The sequence below is a fragment of the Gluconacetobacter entanii genome, assembly GCF_013155425.1.
Taxonomy (GTDB): Bacteria; Pseudomonadota; Alphaproteobacteria; order Acetobacterales; family Acetobacteraceae; genus Novacetimonas; species Novacetimonas entanii.
Window position 1 is genome coordinate 1 of sequence record NZ_JABJWD010000072.1, and the last position, 16,650, is coordinate 16,650.

Here is a 16,650-nt window from a genome sequence, read left to right on the forward strand (position 1 = left end):
TGCTTCATGATCCATACTCCAATCAACGCAAGGAAAATGGAATCACAGAGCAGACCTCAATACCAGAGGGTTTTTCGAACCCTCCATCTGTATCGATCATTATTGCACGGATTGTATGGTATATGGTCGAATGGAATATCATCGAATGTATGGAAATTCCATCCCATGTCAGCATACCCCTATCTCGCCCACTGGAAAGAAGAGATCAGCCGGAGTCCGAACGCGATTTACATGACGCTGGCCGATGCCCTGGCGCTTTCCATCCGCAAGGGCGACCTGAGGGAAGGCGACAGGTTGCCACCACAGCGCACGATCGCGGAGTATCTCGGCACCAATCTGACGACCGTGACCCGGGCCTTTACCGAGGCCCGCCGACGCGGCCTGATTGACGCAACGGTCGGCCGAGGAACCTTTGTCCGTGTCGGCGCGGGGGAAAGCCACTGGCGCCATACGGGACCGGCTGTGGTGGATCTGACCATGAACCTGCCACCGATCCCGCAGGAACCACCGCTTCAGCGGATCATCCAGAGCGACATCGCAGCCATCCTGAAACAGCAGGATCTGAACAGCCTGATGTCCTACCGGGTGACGGGTGGCACACAGGAAGAACGCCAGCTTGGCGCGAAATGGATCGCGCCCGTCATCGGTCAGCGGCGAACGGATGAAATCCTTGTCTCACCTGGTGCCCAGAGCGCTCTGGCGGCCACTGTCAGCACCCATACCCAGCCGGGCGATGTGATTGTCACCGACCGTATTGCCTATCCCGGCATCCGGACCATCGCGGCGCAGTTCGATCTTATTCTGGTCGGCGTGGACAGCGACATGGACGGGATGATGCCGGACCAGCTCGATCGCGTCTGCGCCGAACATCATCCCCGGATGCTCTACTGCATTCCGACCATCCACAATCCCACCACGGCCACGATGTCCCTGCAACGACGCAAGGATATCCTGAAGGTTGCCCAGCATCATCATCTGCATATTGCCGAGGATGACCCCTACAGCCTGCTGATGGACAATCCGCTACCGGCGCTGGCAGCACTCGACCATAGCCGTGTCAGCTACGTGGCTACCCTTGCCAAGACGCTCAGTCCGGGCCTGCGCATCGCCTATGTGGCCTTGCCCAATGCGGACATGACCCGACGGGTCGCGGCGGCCATCCGGGCCATTGCGCTCACCAATGCCGGTCTGCTCAGCGCGCTGACGGCGCGGTGGATGCAGACAGGGCAGGCGCATACGATCCTGCACGCCATCCAGAAAGAACTGCGCCTGCGCCAGTCCATTGCCCGCAGGGTGCTGGGGGAGGGGCATTGCATGAACCCCGACGGGCCGCATGTGTGGCTGAAACTGCCGGACTGGTGGGGCAGTGCGGATTTTGTGGCCTATGCCCGCAGGCGGGGACTGGCGCTGGTGCCCAGCACCGTTTTCACCATCAGTGGCGAGCCGCCGCAGCGGGCCCGGATTGCATTGGGCAGCGCACCGGATGCTGCAAGCCTTGAGGAATCCCTGCATGGCGTGCTGTCGGTCCTGCAACACAAACGCTCACCCGGCTTTGCCGATATTGTGTGACCTGCGCGCAGTGTCTGGAATCGATGGGACCATCTGATTCCGGGGCGCGCCATGCGGGCACACGGAAAAACAAAAAGGCACTTCATTCACGACTGCGTGATTATAAAATCAAGCTAAAACAGACCTTTATGGATACACCTTACGATTGTATGGTTGTCGTATATTTCTTGTATGCCTCTGTCGTGGCAGGATGGCGGCATGTAATCTGATTTGATCCGTTTGTACCTTTTTCATAAGGCATACAATATTTTGGCTCTCTGCCATCCCGTGCCACGTTTGCCTCGGCAACGCGGTCAGTCCCGGCTCCCTGCCGGAGACCGCAGCACACGGGAGAGATACCATGCCGAAAGTCGAACACGCTCCGTACAAAGACGGCGACTGCTTCGTCAATTATGAAAACAAGGTTTTTGAGGACGTCAAAGCCCAGCCCGGCGAAAAAGCCCTCATCACCTTCCACACCGTCGCCAATGAAGGCTCGGTCGGGTTCGTCAACCTGCTGCAGGCCACCCGCCTGATCCGCAAGGGCTTCGAGACGTCGGTGCTGCTATATGGACCGGGTGTCACCCTTGGTGTGCAGCGCGGCTTTCCCCGTCTGGGCGACGAAGCCTTTCCGGGGCACATGAACTGCAACAAGCAGATCGCAAAAATCCTTGAGGAAGGCGGAAAGGTCTATGCCTGCCGCTTCGCGCTTCAGGCCCTCTACGGCTACGGCGAGCAGAACCTGATCCCCGGCATCACGCCGATCAACCCGCAGGACGTGCTCGACATCATCCTGCTGGCCCGGCGCGACAACGCCTTCATCCTCAATACCTGGACCCTCTGAAGGCCGAAGGGAGGACCGCAAGCCATGTCCCGTATCGTTCGCGCCGCAGCCATCCAGATCAGCCCCGTCCTTGGTGACGATGGTCTGGGAACTGCCCGGAAAGTCTGTCAGGCCATCCGCGAGGCCGCCGAAAAAGGCGTGAAACTGGCGGTCTTTCCCGAAACCTTTGTGCCGTACTATCCCTATTTCTCGTTCATCCAGCCGGCTTTCCGCTTCGGTGGGGAGCATCTGGCGCTTTACGAACGCGCCGTCGTCATTCCCGGTCCGGTCACCGACATGGTGGCCGAGGCCGCGCGCCAGACCGGCATGGTCGTGGTGCTGGGCGTGAACGAGCGCGATTTCGGCACGCTCTACAACACCCAGATCATCTTCGACGCCACGGGTGAAATCCTGCTCAAACGCCGCAAGATCACGCCCACCTACCATGAACGCATGGTCTGGGGGCAGGGCGATGGTTCCGGGCTGAAAGTGGTGGAAAGCGCTGCCGGTCGCATTGGCGCACTGGCCTGCTGGGAGCATTACAACCCGCTCGCCCGCTACGCGCTGATGACCCAGCACGAGGAAATCCACTGTGCCCAGTTTCCGGGCTCGCTGGTCGGGCAGATCTTTGCCGACCAGATGGAAGTCACCATCCGGCATCACGCGCTGGAATCCGGCTGCTTTGTGGTGAACGCCACGGGTTGGCTCACCGAAGAGCAGATCAAGGAAATAGCCCGCGATCCCGCGCTGGAAGGGCCGCTGCGGGGTGGGTGCTTCACGGCCATCGTCTCGCCTGAAGGGAAGCTGCTCGGCACACCACTGACGGAAGGCGAGGGGATGGTGATTGCCGATCTCGACTTCGCCCTGATTACCAAGCGCAAGCGGATGATGGATTCCGTAGGGCATTACGCACGGCCCGAACTGCTCAGCCTGCTTCAGGACCGGCGGCCCGCCCGCACCGTTCATTACGTTGGGGAAGCCAATCCGGTTCCCACATCTACAGATGAGGCTGCGTCATGACCATTCCGACGCTCGGTACACTTTCTGGTCGCAAGCTCGTTACCGACCTGCAATCCTTCGGGCTGCAGATCGGTGAGCAGACCGGCGGCATTGCCCGCAAGGGAGGCGCCGGTCCTTCGGATCACAAGACGATTACCATTGCAGGCCAGACCGTCATGGTCCCGGTCTATACATCCGGCGCGCGGCATTCACCATTCCAGGCCAGCCCGCCGGACCAGCACGGGGCCAGCACGCTGCTACGCGATGGGCAGACACTGGGCACGATCCATTTTCCGGCCGCCCCGCGCTTTTACGGACTGAGCACGGCGGACGGCATTCCCTACTGGAAGATCGCCCTGCTGCATGGCCGTGACACGCTGGCGACCACGGTGCACCAGACCTGCATCCGCTATGCCGACCGGCGCACCTCCTGTCAGTTCTGCGCCATCGGCCAGTCGCTGGAGGCCGATCGGACGATCGCTTACAAGACACCGGCGCAGCTTGCCGAGGTCGCCAAGGCCGCCGTGGAACTGGACGGCGTGCGCGACATGGTGCTGACCACCGGCACGCCCAATGTGGTTGATCGGGGTGCTGCCGTGCTGGCGGAATCAGCCCGTGCCATTCGGGCGGCTGTGGATCTGCCGCTTCAGGTCCAGTGCGAGCCGCCGCGCGATCACGGCTGGTTCCAGCGCCTGCGCGACGCCGGGGCCGACAGCCTGGGTATGCATCTCGAAGCCGCAACACAGGCGGTGCGCGAGAAGATCATGCCCGGCAAGGCCACGGTCAGCGTGGATCGCTATATGGACGCTTTCGCCAGCGCCGTGCCGGTCTTCGGGCGCGGGCAGGTCAATACCTACATTCTGGCCGGTCTTGGCGACAGCGCCGCAGATATTCTGGCTCTGGCCGAACGCCTGATTGCGCTCGGGGTCTATCCCTTCGTGGTGCCGTTCGTGCCGATTTCCGGCACACCGCTGGAAAATCACGCGCCGCCTTCGGCCGATTTCATGAAGTCCGTGCTTGCCCCGCTGGGGCGCATGCTGCGCGAGGCGAACATGAAATCCACCGACATCCGGGCCGGGTGTGGCCGGTGCGGCGCCTGTTCCTCCCTTTCGGCGTATGAACAATGACCATGATCCTCGAAGGGGTGGAAGACCGCCCGTTCATCCCCACGGAATATGTCGTGCGCCTTGCCCGCACGCCGTGGGAACGCGCAGGATATCACGCGCTGCGTCACGAAGTATTCTGCACCGAACAGCATGTTTTTGCAGATGACGATCGCGATGCGATTGATGCGACCGCCATTCCCATCATCGCAGCCTGCTGCATGGCGGGGATGCCGGACCGGATCGTGGGAGCGGTGCGCATCCATGAGGCCGAGCCCGGCGTGTGGCGCGGTTCCCGCCTGGCCGTGCATGAAGATCATCGCAGGCTGGGGCGGATCGGGGCGGAACTGATCCGCATGGCGGTCAGCACGGCGCACGGACTTGGAGCCAGACGGTTCCTGGCCCAAGTGCAGGAACAGAACGTGCTGTTCTTCCGCCGCCTGCACTGGAAAAGTCTCGGGGCCCTCACCCTGCATGGGCTGCCACATCACGACATGCAGGCCGACCTCTCACGCTATCCGGCGCATGGGCTGGACCAGACCTGGCTGCTGCGCCCGCAGCCTCGTAACCGGCAGGTGGCATGATGGCACACGAACTGACGACACTGCTGCGCACGCTTCGACACGGTCGGGCCCTTGCGGGCAAACAGGATATTGCCGAAACCGTCGCAATTCTTGGTCGGGATACAAGCGATGGTATCCGCCTAGGAGATGACTGTGCTGCCATACCGGATGGCGATGGCTATCTCCTGCTGGCCAGCGAGGGGTTTCAGGACAGCTTCGTGCGCGCCATGCCGTGGTTTGCCGGCTATTGCGGCGTGATGGTCAATATCAGTGACATCGCGGCCATGGGCGGTCGCCCTGTGGCTGTGGTGGATGCGTTGTGGAGCGATACATCCGAGGCGGCCGCGTCCATTCTGACCGGTCTGCATGAAGGTGCGCGCACCTATGGCGTGCCGGTTGTCGGCGGTCATACCAACATGCGCAGCACCCATAATTCGCTGTCGGTGGCGATCCTTGGCCGTGCCCGTCATCTGCTGACCAGTTTCGATGCCCGACCGGGCGAAGTCCTGATCGCCGCCATCGACCTGCGCGGCCGCTGGCACGACCCGCACCCGTTCTGGGATGCGAGTTCCGCACTGTGTCATACTGAGGGGGCGGCACGCCTTCGGGGTGATCTCGATCTCTTGCCCGGCATTGCCGAGGACGGGTTAAGCCGCGCCGCCAAGGACATCAGCATGGCCGGACTGCTGGGCACCGCCCTCATGCTGGCAGAATGTTCGGGTATCGGCATGACCATCACGCTCGATGACATTCCACGTCCCGACGATGCACCAATGGAACGCTGGCTGTCCGCATTCCCCAGCTATGGCTATCTGCTGACGGCCCGGCCCGAGGCGGCCGGGGCAGTCATGGCCCGCTTTCATGGGCGGGGCATAGCGGCTTCTGTCATCGGTCAGTGTGACAGCACGCAGCGGCTGGATGTCACATGGGCGGACGAGAAGGAAACCTTCTGGGATCTCGCCCGGATGCCTCTCATGGGGTGTGCGCCATGAGGCTCTCCATCGGCATCCTGACCCATTCCACCAATCCGCGTGGCGGCGTGGTGCATGGCATGGCGCTGGCCGAAGCCCTGTGCGACGCAGGCCACGACGCCACGCTCATCGCGCCGGATGTAACCGGGGTCGGTTTCTTCCGCAGGCCCCGCTGCGCCACAAACTGCATCCCGGCTGTGCCCGAGCCCGACCTGCCAACGCTGGTGGAACGCCGTATTGGCGAGATCAGGGACGCCCTGCGTGGGCAGCCTTTTGACGTGCTGCACGCACAGGACCCGATCAGCGCCAATGCACTGGCCGAACTGGTGGAAGAGGGGCGGATACCGGGCTTTGCCCGCACGGTCCACCATCTTGACCATTTCACGCACCCGGTCCTTGCCGCGCGGCAGGAACGGGGGATCAGGGCGGCGGCCGAACTGTTTACCGTCAGCACAATGTGGGAAGATGTCCTGCGCAACGACCATGGCCGCGAAGCCCCGGTCGTGGGCAACGGGGTTGATCCCGTGCGCTTTTCGCACGTCCCAACCGCGCATGATGCCGCGTTGCGGGCGCGGTATCATCTGCCTGCCGACCGTCACCTGATCCTGTCCGTGGGCGGGATCGAGCGGCGCAAGAACACGTTGCACCTGCTGGAAGCGTTTGTGGCCCTGCGCCGCGAACGGCCGGACGTGCATCTGGTTGTGGCGGGCGGGGCCTCGCTGCTGGATCATTCCGCCTACCGCACCCGGTTCACGACGTATCTGCGCGAAAGCGGTGCAGCCGATCATGTCACCATCACCGGGCCGGTTGCGGATGAGGACATGCCCGCCTTCTACCGGCAGGCGGACGTGCTGGCCTATCCGTCCATAACCGAAGGGTTCGGCCTGTGCCCGCTGGAGGCGCTCGCGTGTGGCACGCCAGTCGTTGTGCCGGAAATCGCGCCCTTTACCGAGCATCTTTCGCGGGCAGATGCGCTGTGGTGCGACCTAGCGCGCCCCGACACCCTGTTTCTGGCCTTGCGGGATGCCCTTGGCGCCCAAAACCGCGAACGCTTCCGGGCCAGCGGCCCCGCAACCGCCCGCCGTTTCGACTGGGGCCGCGTCGCCAGTCGGCACCTCCCCGCATACCGGCGTCTGGCGGCGCGGTCGCGCACCGATGCCATTGCTTCAGGAGTTCTTTCACCATGCCCGAAATGACCTTTCGCGTGCGCTGGCCCGATGGGAAGGAGACTGACTGTTACTCCCCGTCGCTGGTCATAAGGGACCACTTCACGCCCGGTCGGGATTATCCGGTCCGGGAGTTTCTTGAAAAGGCGGACACCGCCCTGACGGACGCCAGCGAGCGGGTTCGCGCCCGCTACGGCTTCCCATGCAGCCGCGCCCTTGGCCAGCTTCAGGCCATAAGGCAGGCCAGTGCGCCCTTCCTGAACCAGTCCGACGCGCAGGTGCGCGTCCTGTCCTTCAGTTATTGAGACGAAAAGAACGATCATGACACAGAACGAGAAAACCATCCCCGTCATCATCGTGGGTGGCGGACAGGCCGGGCTCTCCATGAGCTGGTATCTCTGCCGCGAGAAGGTGGAGCACATCGTCTTTGAGGCAAAGACGGCCTGCCATTCGTGGGATGATGAACGCTGGGACAATTTCTGCCTGGTCACACCGAACTGGCAGTGCGAACTTCCCGGTCATCCCTATAAGGGGAAAGACCCGCACGGCTTCATGGTGAAGCAGGAAATTATTGACTACGTGAAGGGCTTTGTCGCCTCCTTCAATCCGCCCCTGCGCGAGCACACTGCCGTTACCTCCATCACCCGCCATGAAGGTGGTGGCTACCGCGTGGTAGCAGGTGGTGAGACGTGGCACGCAAAGCATGTTGTCATCGCATCAGGCGCATATCAGGATGCGGTCATCCCCGGCTATGCCAGCGCGATCGATCCCGCCATCCATCAGGTTCACTCGCAGGATTACCGCAACGCGGCCCAGTTGCCGGAAGGGGCTGTGCTGGTCGTGGGTAGCGGCCAGTCCGGCGCGCAGATTGTCGAGGACCTGTTCCTTGAAAAACGCAAGGTCCATCTCTGTGTCGGTTCCGCCCCGCGCGTGTCGCGCTTCTACCGTGGCCGCGACGTTGTGGACTGGCTTGCGGACATGCACTTCTACGACCTGACGGTGGATAATCACCCTCTGCGTGACGGTGCACGCGACAAGACCAATCATTACGTCACGGGCCGAAATGGAGGCCATGATCTTGATCTGCGCCTCTTTGCAAAGAAGGACGTTGGCCTGCATGGCACGCTGGAGACAATCCGCGATGAAGTGGCGCACTTCGCGCCGGATCTGAAGGAAAACCTTGATGATGCGGACAAGACCAATGCCGACATCAAGAAATCCATTGACGCCTACATCGCCCGTGAAGGGATCACGGCTCCGACCGAAGCCCCTTATGTGCCTGTGTGGGAGCCCGATGGCAGTAACACCCCGCTCGACCTGAAGGCTGCCGGGATCACTTCGATCCTCTGGTGCATCGGCTTCCGCCCGAACTATCGCTGGATCGACGTGCCGGTCTTCAACGGGGCCAACAAGCCGGTCTGGCATCGCGGCGTGACCGATGCGCCGGGCTTCTACTTCCTCGGCCTGCCATGGCTGCACACCTGGGGATCGGGACGGTTCTCCGGTGTTTCGCGTGATGCCGCGTGGCTGGCCAGCCAGATCACCGGCAAAGACGTGCCTGTAGCCTGAACGGAGTAAAGCGCCATGCTTCCATGGACAACATATGAGGCGATGTATGACGCGGCCACAAGCCAGCCAGAACAATTCTGGCTGGAGGCGGCGCAACGCATCACATGGAAGCAGGCACCTGTGAGCGCATGCAGGACACGGGCGGATGGCTGGCATGACTGGTTCCCCGACGCCACGCTCAACACCTGCCATAACGCCGTCGACCGGCATGTAGCGGACGGACGCGGCGGGCAGGCGGCGCTGATCTGGCATTCCTGCGCCACGAAGGAACGGCAGGTGGTAACCTACCGGGAACTCCAGGGCAGGGTGGCCGGGTTTGCCGGCGGCCTGCGCGCGCTGGGGGTGGAGAAAGGCGACCGCGTCCTGATCGCCATGCCCACCATGATCGAAACCGCCATCGCCATGCTGGCCTGTGCGCGGATCGGGGCGGTGCATGTGGTGGTTTTTGCGGGTTACGCCGGACCTGAGCTGGCTCGGCGGATTGATAGCGTGGCGCCGAAAGTCATCATCATCGCCAGTTGCAGCTTTCAGGGGCAAACCACCATACCATCCCAACTCGCCCTGAATGAGGCGCTAGCCGAAGCCGAGCATAAACCCCAGGCCTGCGTGATCGTGCAGCGAGCGACCTGCCCGGCTCAGCTTCTGCCGGAACGGGATCACGATTTCCATACGCTGGAACAGTCCGCGCCGGCAGAGCCGGTCATGCTGAGATCTGAAGATCCCCTGTATATTCTTCATACATCCGGCACGACAGGTCATGCGAAGGGCATCGTGCGCGACAATGGCGGGCATGCCGTGGCCCTCGCCCTGTCCATGGAGCTGATCTATGGCTGCGAACCCGGCGATACGTTCTTCACGACATCGGATCTGGGCTGGGTGGTAGGCCATTCCTACGGGGTCTATGCACCGCTGCTCAGCGGCTGCACCAGCGTGATCGTGGAAGGCGGCGCATCGGCTTCCGCCATCCGCGCGCTTTGCCATGAGCACGAGGTGAAATGCCTGTTCACCACACCCACCCAGATGCGCCTCATGCGGCAGGAAAGCCGCAACCTGTCAGGGGCCATCCTGCCTGCACTGGCCCGCATTTTCGTGGCCGGGGAGTATGCGGACCCGACATTGCTGGAGTGGGCACGATCCTATTTTTGCAAACCCGTGGTCAATCATTGGTGGCAGACCGAAACCGGATGGAGCATCACCGCGCATTTCTTTGGCCTGCCCGAGCGTGAGCCGGTTGCGCTCATGAACGACATCGGGCGGCCTGCACCGGGATTCCGTCCGGAAATCATGCTGTCCATACCCGGTGAACAGTGCGGCGAAATTGTCCTCTCCCTGCCGCTGCCACCCGGCTGCCTGGCTGGCGTATGGAAGGATGGAGCGATCCATGTTCCTGCAGCTTACCTGGACGAGACCGGCCAGTATTATCGTACCTTTGACGAAGGTATGATCGAGGCCAGCCGCGCCGTGCATATGCTCGGGCGTTCCGATGATGTCATAAAGGTCGCGGGCCGGCGAATTTCGGGCGTACAGATCGAAAAGATCATCGCCGCCCATCCAGAAGTTCATGCCTGTGCCGTAGTGGCCACCCCTGATGAACTGAGAGGCCAGCGACCTGTCGCCTATGTAGTACCTAACTCCGGCGTAGAAGGCAGACCTTCTTCCGAGGAGATAATCGGACGGGTCAATCACGCACTCGGTCGCTGGATTGGCCTTAAGGAAGTCCGCTTCGTCAAACATCTGCCAACAACGGTTTCAGGAAAGATCACGCGGAAACGCCTGTTGGTATCTTAACGTTATCAGGCTCGTACCAGATCATTCTTACGGAAAAATGGTGAGCTCAAACAGACAGTCCGGAGACTCTGCACTTATCAATATGTCATGGTTAAAGGATTATTAGAAAGACGACAGAATGGTAACTGAAGGCGTCTTCAAAAATCAAAAAAATAACAGATGCCTACATCTATCAGACAGTGCGAATATTCCAACAACAAAACCGTCTAGCAGTCTGCATTTATTGAAATTTTATATTTCTTATAACTGCGACTGAATCAGGATTTGGGGAATTACCCATGCAACCATCTCACGATATCGCGCTGCTTCTTGCACGCTTCCAGTTCGCCTTTACCGTAGGCGTCCATATTGTTTTTCCTGCCTTTTCAATCGGCTTGGCAGCCTATCTGGCCGTACTGGAAGGATTATGGCTTAAAACCGGCCGTGCGGCCTATCTTGATCTCTATCGATACTGGATCAAGATATTCTCGATCGTCTTTGGGATGGGCGTCGTCTCCGGACTGGTCATGTCGTATGAATTCGGCACGAACTGGTCAGTTTTCTCGCGGAAAGCCGGGCCTATTACAGGTGTCCTCCTATCGTATGAAGTCATGACAGCCTTCTTTCTCGAGGCGGGCTTCCTAGGGGTCATGCTCTTTGGCATGAACAAGGTGGGACGCGGCCTGCATTATGCAGCAACATGTTGTGTCTCGGTCGGCACACTCATCTCGATGACATGGATCCTGGCATCAAACTCATGGATGCAGACGCCGCAGGGATACACGATTGATGCTGCTACCGGTCGCTTCATACCTGCGGACTGGCTTGCCATCATTTTCAATCCCTCTTTCCCTTTCCGGCTTGTGCATATGGGTCTGGCGGCCTTTCTTTCGGTTGCCTTTATAGTAGGGGCGACAGGGGCGTGGCATCTGCTCAAGGCACGCCGTGCGGGCACCCAGGCAAGCGAACCAGTGCGCCTGATGTTTTCCATGGCGATGTGGATGGCAGCCTTCGTTGCCCCTCTGCAGGTCCTCGCCGGTGACGCCCACGGGTTGAACACGCTCAAATACCAGCCGGTTAAAATTGCTGCGATGGAAGGGGACTGGGAGTCAGAAGCACGTGCCCCTGAACTACTGTTCGGTATTCCCAACATGAAAACCGAACATACGGATTATGCCATCAGGCTGCCGCTGGCCGGGTCGCTCATCCTGACACACAGCCTGAATGGCAAGGTACCGGGCATGAAGGATTTCCCGCGTGACCAGCGTCCGCCTTCTCCCGTGATCTTCTTTTCCTTCCGCATCATGATTGCGCTGGCGATGCTTATGGTCATTGTCGGGTTCTGGTCACTCTGGCTGAGGCACAGAGGAACTCTGTTTAGCAGTCCGGGATTTCATCGGGTCGCCGTATGCATGGCACCGGCCGGTTTCATCGCATTGCTGTGCGGTTGGGTGACGACCGAGGTTGGGCGTCAACCATGGACCGTTTATGGTTTGCTCAGGACATCCGATAGTGTTTCCCCGATTGCTCTGTCCAATATGGCGCTGACGATGACCGTCTTTGTTGTAGTCTACGTAATCGTATTTGGATCAGGCATCGGCATTCTGGGCCGCCTGCTAGCACGCGCACCACAGGAAGGAGAGCATGAGACCAGCCCCTCTCATGCCCCGGATATTCTAGCCACAAGCACTCATCCCAAAGTCATCAATCCCTCTTCTGGCGAAGGAGCCTGAACATGATGGACGTCGCATACTGGCTTCCGATCATATGGGCCGTTATTCTGGTCGCTGCGATCACCATCTATGTCGTCCTTGATGGCTTTGACCTTGGCATCGGAATGCTGTTCGCCGTGGAACGGCATGAAGGCCGCAGGGATGTGATGGTCAACACCATTGCCCCTGTATGGGACGGAAACGAAACGTGGATGGTCCTTGGTGGCGCTACGCTTTACGGGGTCTTTCCTGGGGCCTATTCAACCCTGCTTCCCGCGTTTTACCTGCCGATCGTGCTCATGCTGGTTGCCCTGATCTTCCGGGGTGTAGCCTTCGAATTTCGTATCATGACACGCGGGACTGGACGCGAAAAACTGTGGGACGGTGGCTTCATGATTGGATCGGGAATCGCTGCTTTCTGCCAGGGCGCAATCCTCGGCGGAGTTGTTCAGGGAATCAAGGTCGTGGATGGAGCTTTTGTTGGCAGTTCAATGGACTGGCTGACCCCATTCAGCGTGCTGTGCGGACTGGCCGTCATGTGCGGTTATGCCCTGCTCGGGGCAACTTGGTTGATCTGGCGCACAACCGACGTGCTAGAAGCTTCCTGCCGCAAATGGGCGAAGCTGCTGGCAATCGGGTTGTTTGTATGCATCGTCGCTGTCAGCCTGTGGACGCCTATGTTGCACGCACCCTACCTGCGACGCTGGACCGAGTGGCCCAATATCGTATTTGTCGCACCCGTTCCCCTTCTGGTAATCGCACTAGGTTTTCTACTGACCATCGGTCTGCGTCGTGGGCATTCCAAAGGACCCTTCCTGTGTGCTCTCGGTTGGTTCTTTCTCTGCCTGTCCGGACTCGGGATTACGGTATGGCCGTATGCTGTTCCGCCCGGGTTGACGCTGTGGGATGTATCATCCCCCCCATCCAGTCAATTTTTTCAACTGGTCGGCACCGTCATCTTGCTGCCGATCATCCTGACCTACACAGTCTACTCCTATCGTGTGTTCCGGGGAAAGGTAACGGAAGCAGATGGCTATCATTGAGATTGTACAGGGCAATGGGGACAACGCGCCCCGGCGCCTTAGCCAGCGTATAGGTTGGTTCATCGGCATATGGACGCTTAGCACAGCAGCGTTATTCGCAAGCGCACTACTCGTTCACATGATCGTACCAAAATGACTAAATCTGTGGTTGTTCTGACAACCACAGATTCATTTTTTAACATTGATTATACCCAGTTGAATTCCTGCCACGATCTTATTGAGCCGTTTAGCGGCGATCTTTTGCCTGATTTCGGGTCGCCGGAAATAAATCGGTATCTCACAGAGCAACGGGCCGCCGTCCCATGCTGTTGCCATGATCCGCATTGAACTAGGGCGTTTCGTCAGTTAAGCGGGAGGATTATGCCGCTTGTACTCCCGTTTGATCTGTGATGTTTTCTTCCTGTTGATGGGACGGGAAGAGTGTGAATGCGACGGTATGGTCTGAGCGACAGTCAGTGGAAGCGGATAGCCCACGCGAGCCAGGCCATGCGTGCAGGACGACTGGTCATCATGGTGGACGATGACAGCAAGTAGAACGAAGGCGACGTGGTCATGGCGGCTCAATTCGTGACGCCTAAGCGGCCCAGAAACATAGCGAAACGGCCGACATTGCGAAGGTAATTGCGTTGCGTTCCCTGGGAGAACCGCCGCACCGCCATGTCATCAAGCAGGCGCTGGCGAAGGTGACTGATTGCAGCAATGCACAGGGACTCCGTCATCATCCGGGCTCCTTTTGGTGGGAAAAAGCCAGAGTGCTTGGCCCGATCAGGACAGTTACAAATAAAATAGATCTCTCACGCCGTGGTGACAGACTTCCATGTCACACCAATCCCGCGCAGCGGGTTCGTTCATTCAACTGATCGGTGCATGCGCGGACACTGCTCAGATCGGCAAGGTCCAGGGCAACCAGTTCAGATGCTCAGCCTGCGCGTTCTACCTCAAGTCAGACGAGGTGGTAGGCCTCCTGTTGTATTCCACATGAGGCTTCCCAAATCCCTAGGAACTGCGTTTTTTAAGAAGGATCTGTCATGCCCAGCCTGTTTGAGCCGATTGAACTGGGAAGCATTTACGCAAAAAACAGAATTCTCATGGCGCCGCTGACACGTGGCCGGGGCACCCGCGAGCATGTACCCACTCCCATCATGGCCGAATATTACGCGCAACGCGCTGGGGCCGGTCTGATTATCTCGGAAGCGACTGGTATCAGCCGCGAAGGTCTTGGCTGGCCGTATGCGCCGGGTCTGTGGTCGCAGGAACAGGTAGAAGCCTGGAAGCCTATCACCGCTGCAGTCCATGCAAAGGGCGGAAAGATCGTGGCCCAGATCTGGCACATGGGCCGCATGGTGCATTCCAGCGTGACGGGTCAGCAGCCTGTGTCCTGCTCGGCGACAAAAGCACCTGAAGCGCTCCATACTTATGACGGCAAACAGGCTCCCGAAATTGCCCGTCCTCTTACCAGGGAGGACATTGCCCGCATCCTGGACGATTATGAAAACGCCGCTCGCAATGCTCTTCAGGCAGGCTTTGACGGTGTGCAGATTCATGCCGCCAACGGTTACCTGATCGACGAATTCCTGCGGGACGGCACCAACCATCGTTCCGACGAGTATGGCGGTTCGCCGGAAAAGCGCATCCGCTTTCTGCGTGAAGTCACGGAACGCGTGATCGCAACGATTGGCGCGGACAAAACGTCAGTACGGCTGTCCCCCAATGGCGATACGCAGGGCTGCATCGACAGCCATCCCAAGCAGGTTTTTGTGCCGGCGGCAAAGCTGTTGAACGACCTCGACATCGCTTTTCTTGAACTGCGCGAACCCGGACCGAATGGCACGTTCGGCAAGACCGATCAGCCCAAGCTGCATGGCCCGATCCGCGAAGTGTTTAAGAAGCCGCTGGTTCTGAATCAGGACTACACACGCGATGAAGCGATCGAGACAGTTGCAACCGGTGTTGCAGATGCCATTTCATTCGGTCGCCCATTCATCGCCAATCCGGACCTCGTGCGTCGTCTGGAAGACAATCTGCCCCTGAACAAGGACGATATCCGCACCTGGTACTCGCAGGGTGCAGAAGGCTATACCGATTATCCACTTGCTCGCTGACACCCTATTTTTTCCCGCAAGCTCCTTCCAGGGAAAGGAGCTTGCATTTTAACTATAGAAAACATTTAGATGCCGACCTGATACTTGTCATGTGCAGGATGAAATCACTTGAATATTTCTACCCCCTGTCATGAATTTGAATGCTGCGAAAGCCTGTTTTTGGTAGTCCCTATGACAGCCGACTATCTCCTTTCTCCCAAGTCAGACGTTTCATTCCGGCTGTTCATGTGGGAAGAATTATCGTCGAATAAGGCGGCCATGATCTCTGAAGCGGATGTGTCCGCCGGTACCTCGTGTCCGCCCTGTGCGTCTTCACGCATGCCTTTGCTGTTCATACACGCGCAGATTCAGATCCGTGAGATCCAGGAGAGGCGTAGGGATCTGATGGACGCGTGCCCGCCTGACCAGGTCACCAATAATCTGCTGCGCCTCCACAGGAGCGCCCTGCAGCAGATCCCGGAACATGGAGGACGTCAGGGTGGAGTCCGTTTTCGTCAGGAGACTGACAGTGCTCTTCAGGGTGGCATCCCGCAGGGGATAACCGGCAGCAGCGGCCGTTGACGCACATTCATGGATCACCGCCTGTGCAAAATCCTGACCTGCTGGCTGGCTGGCGACATCCCCCACGGTTCCGCGCATCAGGCAGCAGATGCTGCCCAGGGCGGCGAGCAGAACCCATTTGTCCCACATGTCCTGCAGGATGTGGGTGGAACACACGGTTTCAAATCCGGGCCCCGACAGGGTTTCCGCAATACTGCACGTCGCTGGCGTCTCACGACCGTCCCGCTCCCCCACGGAAAGCCGGGGGAGAGAACCCGCCTGGACAATGCGCCCCTGCGCATCAAGCTTGCTGACGATAAAGCACGTCCCCCCCATGACCGCGGCAGGGCCAAAGCGGTCTGCCAGACTATCAAGATGCTGCATGCCGTTGAGAAGCGGGACAATCCATGTCTGCGGTCCCACCGCAGGCGCAAAATCGTTCATTGCCGCCATCAGGGAATAGGCTTTTACGCTGAGCAGGATGATGTCGTAGGGACCCTCAATCCCACCGGCCATCACCATCCGGGGGGCGATGGTGACGTTGCCAACAGAACTGATCAGGCACAGGCCCTCGGCACGGAGCTGCTGCAGGCGCCTTTCGCGCACCAGAAAGGTCACGTCATGCCCGGCGCCGGCCATGCGCGCGCCAAAATATCCACCCACGGCACCCGCGCCGACAACAAGAATTCTCGAGCCCATGACGCTGTTTCCTCTCTTTGGTCCGCCTGACGTGTTGCGGTTGAA

At 59.6% G+C, this 16,650-nt stretch carries 16 protein-coding genes; 14 read left to right on the forward strand and 2 right to left on the reverse strand.

Annotated features, from left to right (window positions below; translation table 11 throughout):
• Window positions 1-165: 165 nt before the first annotated feature.
• The 13 genes from HNH97_RS12690 to HNH97_RS12750 all read left to right on the forward strand — a co-directional run bounded on the left by HNH97_RS12690 (window position 166) and on the right by HNH97_RS12750 (window position 13,400).
• Window positions 166-1,569, forward strand: coding sequence for an aminotransferase-like domain-containing protein (locus tag HNH97_RS12690; RefSeq protein ID WP_014106934.1), 1,404 nt, complete (start codon window positions 166-168; stop codon window positions 1,567-1,569).
• A gap of 340 nt (window positions 1,570-1,909) precedes the next feature.
• Window positions 1,910-2,392, forward strand: a complete 483-nt coding sequence (locus HNH97_RS12695; RefSeq protein ID WP_010512510.1) for an MSMEG_0572/Sll0783 family nitrogen starvation response protein — start codon at window positions 1,910-1,912, stop codon at window positions 2,390-2,392.
• A 24-nt stretch (window positions 2,393-2,416) separates the two neighbouring features.
• Window positions 2,417-3,391, forward strand: a complete 975-nt coding sequence (locus HNH97_RS12700; protein WP_048851485.1) for a Nit6803 family nitrilase — start codon at window positions 2,417-2,419, stop codon at window positions 3,389-3,391.
• Window positions 3,388-4,497: an MSMEG_0568 family radical SAM protein gene (locus HNH97_RS12705; RefSeq protein WP_087608919.1), complete on the forward strand. Its 1,110-nt coding sequence runs from the start codon at window positions 3,388-3,390 to the stop codon at window positions 4,495-4,497. The genes HNH97_RS12700 and HNH97_RS12705 overlap by 4 nt, the downstream gene beginning before the upstream one ends.
• Window positions 4,494-5,057: an MSMEG_0567/Sll0786 family nitrogen starvation N-acetyltransferase gene (locus HNH97_RS12710; protein ID WP_087608920.1), complete on the forward strand. Its 564-nt coding sequence runs from the start codon at window positions 4,494-4,496 to the stop codon at window positions 5,055-5,057. Before HNH97_RS12705 ends, HNH97_RS12710 begins: the two co-directional genes overlap by 4 nt.
• Window positions 5,054-6,028 (forward strand): sll0787 family AIR synthase-like protein, encoded by a 975-nt coding sequence (locus HNH97_RS12715; RefSeq protein WP_014106929.1) that lies wholly within the window; start codon window positions 5,054-5,056, stop codon window positions 6,026-6,028. The genes HNH97_RS12710 and HNH97_RS12715 overlap by 4 nt, the downstream gene beginning before the upstream one ends.
• Complete coding sequence (locus HNH97_RS12720; protein WP_110096280.1) at window positions 6,025-7,203, forward strand: MSMEG_0565 family glycosyltransferase; 1,179 nt, start codon at window positions 6,025-6,027, stop codon at window positions 7,201-7,203. The genes HNH97_RS12715 and HNH97_RS12720 overlap by 4 nt, the downstream gene beginning before the upstream one ends.
• Window positions 7,191-7,478: an MSMEG_0570 family nitrogen starvation response protein gene (locus tag HNH97_RS12725; RefSeq protein WP_087608922.1), complete on the forward strand. Its 288-nt coding sequence runs from the start codon at window positions 7,191-7,193 to the stop codon at window positions 7,476-7,478. Before HNH97_RS12720 ends, HNH97_RS12725 begins: the two co-directional genes overlap by 13 nt.
• A gap of 16 nt (window positions 7,479-7,494) precedes the next feature.
• Window positions 7,495-8,742, forward strand: a complete 1,248-nt coding sequence (locus HNH97_RS12730) for an MSMEG_0569 family flavin-dependent oxidoreductase (protein WP_171791131.1) — start codon at window positions 7,495-7,497, stop codon at window positions 8,740-8,742.
• A gap of 15 nt (window positions 8,743-8,757) precedes the next feature.
• Window positions 8,758-10,530, forward strand: coding sequence for an AMP-binding protein (locus HNH97_RS12735; RefSeq protein WP_048851489.1), 1,773 nt, complete (start codon window positions 8,758-8,760; stop codon window positions 10,528-10,530).
• Between the two features lie 278 nt (window positions 10,531-10,808).
• Window positions 10,809-12,242, forward strand: a complete 1,434-nt coding sequence (locus HNH97_RS12740) for a cytochrome ubiquinol oxidase subunit I (RefSeq protein ID WP_087608923.1) — start codon at window positions 10,809-10,811, stop codon at window positions 12,240-12,242.
• A 2-nt stretch (window positions 12,243-12,244) separates the two neighbouring features.
• Entirely contained in the window at window positions 12,245-13,264 is a 1,020-nt protein-coding gene (cydB, locus tag HNH97_RS12745) for a cytochrome d ubiquinol oxidase subunit II (RefSeq protein ID WP_087608924.1), read from the forward strand.
• Window positions 13,251-13,400: a DUF2474 domain-containing protein gene (locus HNH97_RS12750; RefSeq protein ID WP_081477948.1), complete on the forward strand. Its 150-nt coding sequence runs from the start codon at window positions 13,251-13,253 to the stop codon at window positions 13,398-13,400. The genes cydB and HNH97_RS12750 overlap by 14 nt, the downstream gene beginning before the upstream one ends.
• Before the next feature lie 424 nt (window positions 13,401-13,824).
• Here the strand turns inward: HNH97_RS12750 and HNH97_RS12755 are convergent, their stop codons facing one another.
• On the reverse strand, window positions 13,825-13,986 hold the full coding sequence (locus tag HNH97_RS12755; RefSeq protein WP_239020463.1) for a hypothetical protein: 162 nt from the start codon (window positions 13,984-13,986) through the stop codon (window positions 13,825-13,827).
• A gap of 306 nt (window positions 13,987-14,292) precedes the next feature.
• Here HNH97_RS12755 and HNH97_RS12760 point away from each other — a divergent pair, with 306 nt between their 5' ends.
• The gene (locus HNH97_RS12760; protein WP_087608926.1) at window positions 14,293-15,366 is read left to right on the forward strand and encodes an alkene reductase; all 1,074 of its coding nucleotides are present in this window, start codon (window positions 14,293-14,295) and stop codon (window positions 15,364-15,366) included.
• Window positions 15,367-15,678: 312 nt separating this feature from the next.
• Here the strand turns inward: HNH97_RS12760 and HNH97_RS12765 are convergent, their stop codons facing one another.
• Window positions 15,679-16,605, reverse strand: coding sequence for a ketopantoate reductase family protein (locus tag HNH97_RS12765; protein WP_110095978.1), 927 nt, complete (start codon window positions 16,603-16,605; stop codon window positions 15,679-15,681).
• Between the last annotated feature and the right edge of the window lie 45 nt (window positions 16,606-16,650).